General features: G+C 45.7%; 11 protein-coding genes. 9 read left to right on the top strand and 2 right to left on the bottom strand.

Annotated elements, in window-relative coordinates:
• Nucleotides 1-111: 111 nt before the first annotated feature.
• A complete protein-coding gene (locus QUA13_RS03560) occupies nt 112-1,428 on the bottom strand; it encodes an FAD-binding oxidoreductase (RefSeq protein WP_333196670.1) in 1,317 nt (438 codons plus the stop codon).
• 97 nt (nt 1,429-1,525) lie between these two features.
• Here QUA13_RS03560 and QUA13_RS03555 point away from each other — a divergent pair, with 97 nt between their 5' ends.
• From QUA13_RS03555 to QUA13_RS03540, 4 genes are all read left to right on the top strand, one after another.
• Entirely contained in the window at nt 1,526-2,989 is a 1,464-nt protein-coding gene (locus tag QUA13_RS03555; protein WP_333196669.1) for an ATPase domain-containing protein, read from the top strand.
• A 401-nt stretch (nt 2,990-3,390) separates the two neighbouring features.
• On the top strand, nt 3,391-3,762 hold the full coding sequence (locus QUA13_RS03550) for a response regulator (protein ID WP_333196667.1): 372 nt from the start codon (nt 3,391-3,393) through the stop codon (nt 3,760-3,762).
• A complete protein-coding gene (locus tag QUA13_RS03545; protein ID WP_333196665.1) occupies nt 3,759-4,919 on the top strand; it encodes an ATP-binding protein in 1,161 nt (386 codons plus the stop codon). The genes QUA13_RS03550 and QUA13_RS03545 overlap by 4 nt, the downstream gene beginning before the upstream one ends.
• Before the next feature lie 20 nt (nt 4,920-4,939).
• On the top strand, nt 4,940-5,188 hold the full coding sequence (locus tag QUA13_RS03540) for a DUF4079 domain-containing protein (RefSeq protein ID WP_333196664.1): 249 nt from the start codon (nt 4,940-4,942) through the stop codon (nt 5,186-5,188).
• A 105-nt stretch (nt 5,189-5,293) separates the two neighbouring features.
• Here QUA13_RS03540 and QUA13_RS03535 read toward each other — a convergent pair whose 3' ends face one another.
• Nucleotides 5,294-6,274 (bottom strand): DALR anticodon-binding domain-containing protein, encoded by a 981-nt coding sequence (locus tag QUA13_RS03535; RefSeq protein WP_333196662.1) that lies wholly within the window; start codon nt 6,272-6,274, stop codon nt 5,294-5,296.
• A 356-nt stretch (nt 6,275-6,630) separates the two neighbouring features.
• On the opposite strand from QUA13_RS03535, the gene QUA13_RS03530 reads away from it, so the two are divergent.
• The 5 genes from QUA13_RS03530 (at nt 6,631) to QUA13_RS03510 (ending at nt 11,397) form a co-directional block, all read left to right on the top strand.
• Entirely contained in the window at nt 6,631-7,464 is an 834-nt protein-coding gene (locus QUA13_RS03530) for a Crp/Fnr family transcriptional regulator (protein WP_445242673.1), read from the top strand.
• A gap of 266 nt (nt 7,465-7,730) precedes the next feature.
• Nucleotides 7,731-8,399 (top strand): HAD-IB family phosphatase, encoded by a 669-nt coding sequence (locus QUA13_RS03525; RefSeq protein WP_333196661.1) that lies wholly within the window; start codon nt 7,731-7,733, stop codon nt 8,397-8,399.
• Nucleotides 8,400-8,589: 190 nt separating this feature from the next.
• Nucleotides 8,590-9,225 (top strand): methylthioribulose 1-phosphate dehydratase, encoded by a 636-nt coding sequence (gene mtnB, locus QUA13_RS03520; protein ID WP_333196659.1) that lies wholly within the window; start codon nt 8,590-8,592, stop codon nt 9,223-9,225.
• 75 nt (nt 9,226-9,300) lie between these two features.
• On the top strand, nt 9,301-10,338 hold the full coding sequence (locus tag QUA13_RS03515) for a patatin-like phospholipase family protein (protein WP_333196658.1): 1,038 nt from the start codon (nt 9,301-9,303) through the stop codon (nt 10,336-10,338).
• 240 nt (nt 10,339-10,578) lie between these two features.
• Nucleotides 10,579-11,397: an MlaE family lipid ABC transporter permease subunit gene (locus QUA13_RS03510; protein ID WP_333196656.1), complete on the top strand. Its 819-nt coding sequence runs from the start codon at nt 10,579-10,581 to the stop codon at nt 11,395-11,397.
• The last annotated feature ends 763 nt before the right edge of the window (nt 11,398-12,160 follow it).

Here is a 12,160-nt window from a genome sequence, read left to right as displayed (position 1 = left end):
CGCGCCGCTTCGCTAAAGCGACGAAAGCGGTTCGTTAAAAAACAAATCTGGTTCACAAGTGAATTAGACCGGGATGCAATAAAAACAGAACTCCGGACTACAAAGTTTAAACTAAATACCACTTATAAAACGATGGGGACTCAAAATATTTTCCGGGTCAAACTGCTGTTTAATCCGGCGCATTAAATCGATCGCACTTCCAGTATAGCCCCAAACATCTAACTGTTGCTTGATGTCGGTCGGCGCTGCTAAAACAGTCAGAAAACCGCCTTTCGCTTCGCACCCTCTGCGTACCTGCAACAGCGTTTGGGCCGTCGCATTCTCAAACCGCAAAACCCCCAAACCGCTGCCTGCATGAATCCAAGCGTCCTGTACCGGCAATTCGTTAATGGCCGTTACAGCTTCCGACGGTCTGATTCCTATTTTGCAAATAATTGCCGACTTTGTGCCAGAATTCCACATTGTTTCTGGCAATCTTTGCCATAACTGATGCTCATCATTGTCGCAGCAGCTACTGCCTTGCAAACCCAACTTTTCGCCAACTTCCAGCAAGCGGGCTGATTGTTGTTTAACACTTTCTGCGATACTTTGAAATCTGACGATTAATCCCGAACCCTTTCCTAAGCCTAATTTTGCGACTAATTCAGGTGACAGCAAATCGATCGCACTTGGTGTCAAAGCAGAGGATAATAAGATTTGAGCGGTTTGGGACAAAGCATTAGTTTGCCCTGTCAGCACTACGGTTCCCGAGGATTCAGGCAGCGGATAAACTCGGAAAGTTACTTGACTGATGATACCCAATGTGCCGTAAGCACCAGTAAACAGTTTCATCAAGTCGTAACCGGCGACATTTTTAACAACTCGACCTCCGGCTACGGCAATTTTACCGTCCGATCGCACAAAGGTTATTCCCAACAGCAAATCGCGAACCCCGCGATAGCGATGCCGCAAGGAACCCGCATCAGCAGTAGCGATAATTCCGCCCAAAGTTGCCTGTTGCGGATACGCCGGATCGATCGGCAAAAATTGACCTGCTGCGGCTAAAATTTGCTGCAAATCGGCAAACTTCATCCCCGCTTCCGCAGTCACTGTTAAATCGCCCACAGCGTGTTCTACAAGCCGATTGAGGCGCGAAGTGCTGACAGCAATATTAACTCCCTTAACTAAACCGCCCCAATCAAGTTTGCTGCCACTGCCGCAAGGCAAGACTGCACAGCGATTTTGCCCAGCCCAAGCAATCACAGCCGCCAGTTCTTCCTGAGTATTCGGGTAAACGGTACAATCTATTTTCGTGCCCGGGGCAACTGCTTTTTCTATCCGTTCTTGCCAAAATACCTCTGTGTACTGCGGCATACAGATTCCAGCAGTGCCGACAATACTTTCTAATTCTTGTGTGCTAACGTAATTTTCGGTAGAAAAAGATTTCATGAAGGTTATCAGACGCCCGGTAAAAAAAATCATCAAAACACTGCGTAAAACCATTAAATATTAATACGGGCCCGATATTCAAAACATGAAAAAACAAATGTCTCAAAACCGACTTTCTCTGGGAATTACCGGTCTCAACGAAGTGATTGGCGGCGGCCTGATTCCTCAACGCTCTTATCTGGTGCGCGGCGGCCCGGGTACTGGCAAGACTACACTGGGCTTTCACTTTTTGGCAGCAGGTGTGGCTCTGGGAGAAACGCCCCTGTTTATTACTTTAGGAGAACCGGAAGCGCAATTGCGCGCCAATGCCGAAACTCTCGGTTTTGATATTGAAGCGATGGCGTTCCTCGATTTGAGCCCATCCTCAGAATTTTTTACAGAAGTTCAGACTTATGATATTTTCTCGCCCTCGGAGGTGGAGCGAGAACCGACTACACAAAAGATTATCGAGCGAGTCCAAGCTGTCAAGCCACAACGGGTGTTTTTGGACGCCATCACTCAATTTCGCTACTTAGCTGCGGATGAGTTTCAGTTTCGCAAGCAAGTTTTGTCTTTTCTGCGGTTTTTGGTGGAAGGGGGGGCGACGGTGGTGTTCACGTCAGAAGGCACTTCAAGTGCTCCCGATGACGATTTGCAATTCATCAGCGACGGAGTAATTTATTTAGAACTGCGCCCTGAAGGACGCACCCTGACTGTCACCAAGCTGCGAGGCTCCAACTTCCGCAGCGGCCGCCATTCGCTGCGCCTGACTGAGGCTGGTATGGAGGTATTTCCGCGACTGCTTCCGGACAACTTTCAACAGGATTTTGTTGCTGAAGCGATTTCTGCTGGGGTTCCAGAAATCGACGAACTACTGCACGGGGGAGTGGAACGGGGGACTGTGACGGTGATTAGCGGGCCTAGCGGCGTGGGTAAAACGACGGTGGGGATTCAGTTTATGAAGGAAGCCGCAGGAAGGGGGGAGCGATCTGTAGTTTACATTTTTGAGGAGTCAAGTTCTACTCTGCTGCAGCGCTGCGAATCAGTTAACATCCCTGTTGCGGCGATGATGGGGCAAGGAAGTCTTTCGGTGATACCTGTGGAACCTTTGCTGTACTCGCCGGATCAGTTTGCCTGTATGGTACGCCACGAGGTGGAGGAGGAAAAGACGCGGATTGTGATGATTGACAGTATTTCTGGCTATAAGCTTTCGATGCAGGGGCAAGATTTGGTGAACAATTTGCACGCTTTGTGCAAGTATCTCAAGAATATGGGAGTCACCGTTATCTTGATTAATGAGGTAGAAGCTCTTAGCGGAGATTTTCGGCTGACCGAGATCGGGATTAGCTATTTGGCGGATAATCTTCTGTTTATACGTTATCTGGAACGCCAACTGCATAATAGGACAGAAATCCGCAAGGCGATCGGAGTAATTAAAAAACGAGTCAGCAATTTCGAGAGAACTTTGCGAGAACTCGAGATTACTCGCTACGGCATCAAAGTCAGCAAACCGATACGGGGGCTGCGCGGCATTTTGAGTTCGGCGCCGGTGTGGATTGAGGATGAACCGGATGAAGATTGAATCGGGGCTTGTAGTGCTGTTTTTGGGCAATTGGAGCTAATTTTGCAGTCGTGAATCAAATTAGTAGGGTGCGCACCGCGCACCTCACCACTAGCCTCTGTCCTGGAAAACTTAAATATATTGGTAAATTTGTGTATTTTTCGACTTTTATCGTAGTGTAGTTTTCAATTCTATGAAATACAGTAGGGTCAAAGGACACGCGGTCGTGTCCTTTACCCCTACTGTATTTCACTCAACTGAAAACCGATGTAATCCCTCGCCGAAAAGTAAGCTAATACCAGATAAAAAAACTCCAACTTTATGCACGATCCAAACCCATATACAATCAGTCATTCCCTATTCTTCAATTCTTTAATCTAAAATCTAAAATAGTAGAAGCCGTATTGAAAGGAAGCTGATAGATGACTGAAAACTCAATAATTTTAGCGGTTGACCGCAATCACCGAAACTTGGAACTATTAGCACAATTTCTCAACAAAGAAGGATACCAGATGATCGCAGCTTATAGTTTTGAAGAGGTTGTACAAGCTATCAGTCAGCCTGCTAGGATCGGAATGGCTTTAGTAGATATTTCTGGTTTCGACCGCCGGATTTGGGACTGCTGCGAACACCTGCGAAATCACCAAATCCCTTTTCTGATACTCTCGCCCAAACAAAGCGCTGCCATTCAGCACGAAAGCCTCTGCCACGGTGCTCGGAATATGTTAGTAAAACCTTTGATCGTTAGAGATTTGCTGGGAATTGTTCACAGCTTGCTAGGAGAACTTGCGTGAGTCAAATTTTATTACTTGTCGAACAGAAAGAAAATCGCCGCCTGTTATTAGAATGGCTAGCTGTTTACTATGAGGTATTGCTGCCACACTCAACAGAAAATAGTGAGGAGTTTTTACCATTTAATCAATCCTTTGACCTGGCGATAATTGACGGTATTTCGCTGAAACGCCACTGGCAATGGGTTGCCGCCCAAAAACAGGCAGAACACCCGGTATGCTTGCCTTTCCTTTTGATTACATCCCGAGCGGATGTAGGGATGGCAACGCAATTTATTTGGCAAAGTATTGACGATTTGATTATCGCTCCGATCGAGAAAATAGAATTGCAAGCGCGGGTGGAGATTTTGCTGCGATCGCGCCAGTTGTCTTTAACTCTCAAATTGTCTCACGACCAACTCGATCGCACTCTGCAAACAGCCCAAGAACTCAACGAGATGAAAACATCTTTGCTGTACATGATTGCCCATGATGTTCGCAATCCTTTGAATTTCATCATCGGCACTACACAACTTCTTACCAAGTACAAGTTGACATTAACAGAGGAGAAAACACAAGAACTGTTAGACAAAACTCAAGCAGCCGCCAAAGGTATCGATCAGTTATTAGACGATGTTCTGCTGCTCGGCCGTGTTGAGTCAGGACAAGCCGGGTTTTGCTTGGTACCGCTAGACTTAGCAAAGTTTTGTAATGAGTTGGTAGTGGAATTTCAGAACAGCCTGAAGTTGAAACCTCAAACCGATCCGGTGACGCTGATTTTTGTGAATCACAGTCAATCGGCGATCGCGTGTTTGGAGGTAAGCTTGCTCCGGCGCATTCTGGGCAATTTGCTGTCAAATGCTATTAAGTATTCTCCTCCAAATACCGAAGTAATTTTTGAATTCAAACTTACTGAAACTGAGGCTATCTTTTCGATCCAGGATGCAGGAATTGGCATACCTGTTGCAGACCAAGAACGGCTGTTTGATTCGTTTTATCGGGCTAAAAATGTCGGTCGCATTCCCGGTACTGGACTGGGGCTGAGCATTGTTAAAAAATGCGTTGACTTGCACGGTGGCGAAATTACTTTAATCAGTGAAGAAGGCGTCGGCAGTACATTTACAGTAACGCTGCCGATCGCAAAAATTGAACAAGATCAACTCTCGCCTGCAACGCCTTAAAACTAGATGCAGGCATTTTATTGGGATTTCAAGACGGGATTTTTCGCAGGGATGATGAATGGCTGGTTGCTCATTTTTATTACAACATCGATGGGACGCTTTTGAGGGTTTTTTCGCGGGCAATTGCAGCGGAAATTTATCATGCTCGATCGCACCGCTGGCGGAAAATTCACAATGTTTTAAACTGCATCGTGCTGCTGCTATTTCTCTGTCAAAGAGTAACGGGTTATCGCTATTTGTTGGACATTTGTTTAAGCTGGCAAAAATAACTCATTTATCAATGCGATTTCAAAAATAAAACTTGTCGAAAACAGCGCCAAATACAGTAAAATCCTTTATTTTATGTTCGTTATTACTTTTTTATACTGACTAATTCAAAGTTCTAAAGGAGCAATAGCGTTAAACAAATTTTCTAGGATAAATCGCAGCAAAGATTGAGTTGCTAATATTAAACCCAATCGAGCTTGGGCGAGTTTGGGCTGTTCTATTTTAACTTCTCCCCAAATTCGGCACTGGCTGTAAAAAATCTGAAATGCTTCGCTCAAACTATTGGCTAATTTGAAATAATTGACAGGTTGTTCGCGGTTTGTCACCTCAAAATTAGGATATAAATTGTCTAGCACTGTTAAGAGTTGGGATATTAAACGGCGTTCTGCTGGATGCACTAACCGCAGTCGATCGCCCTCGTCAATCCAAGGAATAGGATTTGGACTCGCCAGCGACCAAATTGGTGGCGCTGTAGCGACATCCGGCTGCGCGATCGAAATTATGCGCTCGCGGTGGGCCATTCGCAGCAAGGAACAGCAGCGCGCGTGGCTGTACTGAATGGGAAACAGCCGATCGGCTGACACAACAGGAGATAATATTCGAGATTCTGGAACTGGGAGGTTTGTTTGAGCTAAACGCTGCAACCAGACGGCTAAACCTGCATCAGTCAATTCCAGCTCAATAATTCCCGCCGGCGCGACTTTAACGGCGAAATCTGGGTAGCACAGCGGTTGGAGAGTTTCGGCCAACTGTGCCGCGATTGTCTGCGGTGTCTGCTGCCAAGTTTTAGCCAATTTCAGGGCGATCGCAGACACGTACAGCACCCGCGCGCTATCTTTACTCCGATTTAACGGAAATATTGCACCATTCTCAATAAGCTTTTTATGGGCGGGCAGGATGCCTGTGAAGCGAGAAAATTCATCTCTTGTGGAACGGGCATCTTGCCCGTTCTTGAGAATGGTGCAACCTATGAGATTTAACGGAATTTCCCCTAGTGTCCCCTGCTGGCCGATCGCGCTTTGGAACCTTGAAAGCAAGAAACACTTCACTGTAACTTCCGGGCACTGCGAGAGATTTGCTGTATCCATATCGGCTCATCCTGCGGTAATAGCAACGATCGACTGTTACCACTTGCACTGTTCTTGTACGTTAAACTGCTGATGTCACAGATGGGCGATCGGCTGCCCCGGGCGGGGCTACATCGAATTCATCTGCTTTCTAGCGATTTTTGGGCTAAATATACAATAATTTACGACAAATTTTTTGCTGAATTCTACCATTTTGATGTATTTTTTGCTACATTGAATCTTTCGGTAAAACTAAGAAAAGTCTGCACAGTTAATAAGCGTGCAAGCTCGATCGGGGATGGGTGGTCTCACTTTGTATCGCACTGCTGGCAGAAGCTGTTTTTCTCACTGATTAAATATATCCCAGAGCCTCACCTATGCAATCAACTTCCACACCTCTAGAGACTATCGATCGACCTTTTATCACTTGGCAGCGAATTATCGACTGGGCCCAGGAACACTACCGCTGCCGGACTTTTAGCAAAGATGAGCGGATTCCCGCAAGACCCGGACTGCTGTATTTAGTCCAGAAAGGTTCTGTGCGACTCGTAGGTAGCGCTCAAGTTAGCGCTGCGACGGGGAAATCGAAATCCGTTGACAAAACTACAGAAGAAGCTTTTTTGGGCTTCGTCGGCGCCGGTCAGCCCTTTGAACTCGTTGCTCAGTCTCCGTTTACTCTCCAAGCTTACGCCCACGCCGATCAAACTCACGTAGTGTGGATGTACTGGCACGACTTAGATAATTGGCCTCACTTCCGCAGGGAAATTTTGGATGCGTTTCGCTACCAACACCAGCGGAAACTTCTCTGGCTGAGCACTTTGGGACAGCGCCGGACGATCGACCGACTGCTGGGATTTCTCACTTTGTTGATCGAAGAGTTCGGCGAACCTTACGTAGGTGACGGCGAACCGGATGTGGTTCGGGGCTACCGGCTGCCTTGGGCCTTGACTCACGCTCAAATTGGCAGCGCGATCGGCTCGACGCGGGTGACAGTGACGCGGCTGATGGGTAAGTTGCGATCGAAAGGTTTGATTAATACTGAGGATGATAATTTAATCTGTTTGCCGGCTAAGTCTAACCCCCAAAAGACAAAAAACCAAAAGCAGGAGTTAGAAGATTCCCTGGAAGATTCTCTGGAAGATTCCCTGGAAGATGAAGATTCTCTGGAAGATTCCCTGGAAGATGAAGATTCTCAGGAAGAATCTGCATAAAATCCTGCGGACGATTGCCAAAACACTGCGCGCAGCTATTAGTTTTTGGCTGTCGGGGTGTCTGTCGCTCGACAGTGTACGAGAAATTGTGTAAACTTTTCCAGTTCTCTCTCTTGTGCAACTGACAATGACCAAAAATTTCTTGATGGTACCCGCCACGTAATTTATCCGTGGAATCAATCCAAAATCTCAAATCTAAAATCCTCAAGCCCCCGAATTTATCCGTGGGGTCAATCCAAAATCCAAAATCTCAAATCTAAAATCGAATGACCGATGACAAGCAAAAATCTTCAATCCCGAACAATCAGCAACGGGTGGTATTCTGCGACTTTGACGGCACGATAACTGTTGAAGAAACTTTTGTGGCAATGCTCAAGCATTTCGCACCGGAACTGTCGTCTCAACTGATGCCTGAAATATACGCTAGAAGGCTGAGTTTGCGATCGGGAGTGCGACAGTTACTAGAGTCTATTCCCTCGGAATGTTACGGGGAAATTGTGGAATTTTCTAGGGGAAGGCTGATGCGGCCGGGATTGTTGGAATTGCTGGATTTTTTGGACGAGAAAAAGGTGGATTTTGCGATCGTGTCCGGCGGTCTTCGCGTCATGGTAGAGACGGTAATGGGCGATTTGGTACACCGGGCGAGCGTTATTTACGCTGTGGATGTGGACGCTAGCGGCCCTCGCTTGCAAGTCAATTCTGAGTTTGAAGGAGATACGGAATTGGTGTCTAAGGTGCGGGTTATGGGCCAGCACCCGGCCCAGGAACAGGTGGCGATAGGAGATTCGCTGACGGATTTTAATATGGCTTTGCAGGCTTCGTCGGTGTTTGCGCGCGATCGGCTTGCCGAGTATCTAGACGAACAGCAAAAGCCTTATACTAAATGGGATAATTTTTTTGACGTGTTGGAAAGTTTGTCCCAGAAATGGAAGTGAAACTAAACTAAGAATTGCGCAAAAAAAATCGCACTATGCGGTATGTGTATTTAGTAAGTTGCTTGTGGCGCACCCTACGTTTAGAGCTATATGTATTGGTAAGCTTTGCACGCATCACCCTACTGTTAGATAGGGCAGGGCAATTCCTATTAACGTAAAAAGTAGATTAAAAGCTGAGGATTTGTAAAGAATGAGTGGCGATTTAAGATCGGATTTAATTGCAGCAGCCAAACATTTTTACGATCGCGGTTGGATGGTTGGGACTGCTGGCAATCTTTCAGCCCGCTTACCAGATGGCACTTTCTGGATTACTGCTAGCGGCCGCGCGAAAGGGCAGTTAACTGAAGAAGATTTTATCCGAATGAACTCAGACGGCGCAATTGTCGAGCAACCTGTTCCCCACAGCCGCCCTTCGGCCGAAACCAGCATTCATTTAGCCGTTTACAATTGTTTTCCAGACGCTAAAGCTTGCTATCACGTTCACTCGATCGAGGCAAATTTAGTTTCTCGGCTAACAGCAGGAGATGCAGTGCCTTTACCCGCGATCGAAATGCTGAAAGGTTTGGGGGTATGGGAGGAAAACCCGCAGGTGGCGATACCCCTATTTGCAAATTATTTGGAAGTCCCTAAAATAGCCAAGGCAATTTGCGAATTCTTTGCCATTTGTGCGCCGTCTGTACCAGCTTTGTTAATTCGCGATCACGGCATCACAGTCTGGGCAGACTCGCCAGCCGCCGCCTACAATTACGTAGAAATTGTAGAATACATTTTTCGCTATACGATCGCAGCCCGCCAATTAAATTTAGATTTGAGATGGGATAGCTGAGATTGAGCGGTGCATGAATTCGGAGGCTTGGGAATTTGAGATTAGGAAACCAGCAAACATCGAAAATAGGCAACAATGATGGCTAAATATACCAGAATTTTATCCATAGATGGAGGGGGAATTAGAGGGATTATACCCGCGCAAGTTTTAGTTAGCATTGAGTCAAAGCTGCAACAAAAAAGCGGCAACCCAGATGCGAGAATAGCTGACTATTTTGATTTAATCGCCGGCACGAGTGCGGGAGGAATTTTAACTTGCATCTATTTGTGTCCCGATGCCAAAAATCCCACCAGGCCTCGGTGGTCGGCTGAAGACGCTCTTAATTTTTCAATTAAGAGCGGCCGCGACGTTTTTAAGAGTTCATTTTGGCAAAAACTCAAATCTATAGACGGTTTGATAGATGAGAAATATCCCAGCGATCGCTTAGAACAATTCTTTTTGGAAAACTTTAGAGATTGCAAACTCAGCGAACTGCTGAAACCTTGTTTAATTTGCAGTTACGACATCGAAAGAAGAAAAGCTCACTTTTTCGATAAAATAGATGCTCTACAATATCCAGCAGAAGACTATTTTATTAGAGATATCGCCAGAGCCACATCGGCAGCTCCCTCTTACTTTGAAGTTACCAAAATCTACTCTTTAACAAACGAGTCCTACGCTTTAATTGACGGGGGAGTTTTCGCAAACAATCCCGCGCTTTGTGCCTATGCTGAAGTTAGAAATAAATTCAGAATTCCTGACGATCGCCCCGACAAAGGGCCGACAGCAAAAGATATGGTAATTTTATCCTTGGGGACGGGAGAAGCTCAGAAAAAATTCCCCTACGAAGATGTAAAAAATTGGGGTCAAGTAGAGTGGGTTGAGCCTTTAATTAATATCATGATGACCGGAGTTGCGGAAACTGTAAATTATCAAATAATTCAAATTTATGATGCGGTTGAAAGACCGAATCAATATTTGAGAATTAGTCCAGATTTGAGCCACGAACAACCGCTGCCGATTGATGATGCCTCGGAAGGGAAGATATCGGAACTGTTGAGAATTGGCAAAGATCAAGCCGAAAAATATAATGAACAGTTGGATAAGTTTATCGACTTGTTGCTTGCCGAGTAGTCATAGGATTTGAGATTTGAGATTTTAGAATTGAATAATTGGAAATGACTGATGATTACCGCATAATCAACCAGTCCCAATGTCAAACCTAAAATCTAAAATGGTATAACCCACCAACGCCAGGGCAGGCAGACTGAAAAAATATGTTGACAAATCGTGCAATAATTGCTGTAGGATTGCCGAAAATCTCTATGTGGCAGTGCTTCGCCCTGTTTGCAATTAATCGCGAGCCATCAGTCATTGGTTAAAAAATGCCAAGAAAAGCGCGATCGACATTTAGATGAAACCTTCAATAGCAGGTGGTTTCAGCGGTTTTTAGTGACGCTGTTCCTGGGTGGCCAAGTGCTGCTGCGGATATTCCAAGGCAAAATTGACCGCCGCCAAATCATGGAACATTTAGTAACAGTAGGCCTAGATTCCTTCCGCTCCGTGCTGCTAATAGCCTTTTTTGGCGGCATGATTTTTACCTTTCAATCCGCCAGAGAATTGGTTCGCTTTGGCGCGGTTGGAGCGGTGGGAGGTGCTTTTGCTCTGGCATTTTGCGGCGAATTAGCACCACTTTTAACGGCGGGCGTGGTGGCGGGACAAGTAGGTTCGGCCTTTGCCGCGGAGATAGGAGAAATGCAGGTGACGGAACAAATAGACGCCCTGTATATGTTGAGAACCAATCCGGTTGATTATTTAGTAGTGCCGAGGGTGATAGCTTGCTGCATCATGCTGCCAGTGTTAACAATTTTTTCGGTAGCGGTGGGAATTTTGGGCGGGCTGTTTGTGGCCGTTAATTTTTACGAGTTGGAACCGTCGGTATTTTTGGAATCGGTGCGGACTTTTTTGGGGCCTTGGGATTTAGTGACTGTGGCGATTAAGAGTTTTATTTTTGGGTTAATAATTGCCCTTGTCGGTTGCGGTTGGGGGTTGACGACGACGGGCGGAGGGAAAGGAGTAGGCCAAGCTGCAACGGCGGCGGTGGTGACTTCGTGGGTGTTTATTTTTGTGGCTGATTTGTTTTTATCGCTGTTGATGTTTCACGAGTTGGGGATTATGAGAAACGGAGGTTAATCGAGAGTTGCACGGGCTAGAGAACAAAAGTTATATCATGCCTTTGTTAATAACTCTTTGATAATACTCGGCGGTTCAAACTGCTCATACACAAACTTTCGCTCCTTTCTAAGAAACTAAGAAATACAGCAAAGACCGATGTTATGAGGTACAGTAGCAGCAATTAGCTTTCCCACTTTCTTAAATGTTAATAATTCATGTTTGTTAACGGCAACTGCAATTATTTGATCGATCGTGAACGTTTAGTTGGAGCGAATCTCCGCAAAAAATATTTGAGTTGTGAAAACCCTTGTTCAAGGGGATTAAAATAGGCGAGAGTATGGAGATAAATAAATAACACTCGCACCTACAGATTCAATCATTCGCACAATTGAGGCTAGTTTAGGGGCGGTAAATTATCCATCACCACTACAGATACTGTCCATAATTGATGACATAAAAACTGCTCAATAAATACGACAAATGCCGCTCGATCAGTTGAATCTTTCACTGTCATTAATCCCAGCAATTTATTAATACTAATTGCGCCAGAGGCTGTAAATTAGTGCCCCTCGATAAAATGGCTTTAGGTTGGATACTCTTCTCCCTAGCTGTGAACGGGCATGAGTTCTGGTCGCACTCAGTAGAATCCCGGTTTCCTCGAAAAATATGCTTGTTTTGTGCCTCCATATCTTTGATCTTGTCCCAATACTCCACTCTTAATTTTTGGACTCTTTCTGTCGCGGCTTGCCTACTGTACCAGGTTTTTTTTACGATGTAGTCC

The sequence above is a fragment of the Microcoleus sp. S28C3 genome, assembly GCF_036700785.1.
In the GTDB taxonomy this organism is placed as follows: Bacteria; Cyanobacteriota; Cyanobacteriia; order Cyanobacteriales; family Microcoleaceae; genus Microcoleus; species Microcoleus asticus.
This window is presented reverse-complemented; position numbering and strand designations above follow the sequence as displayed.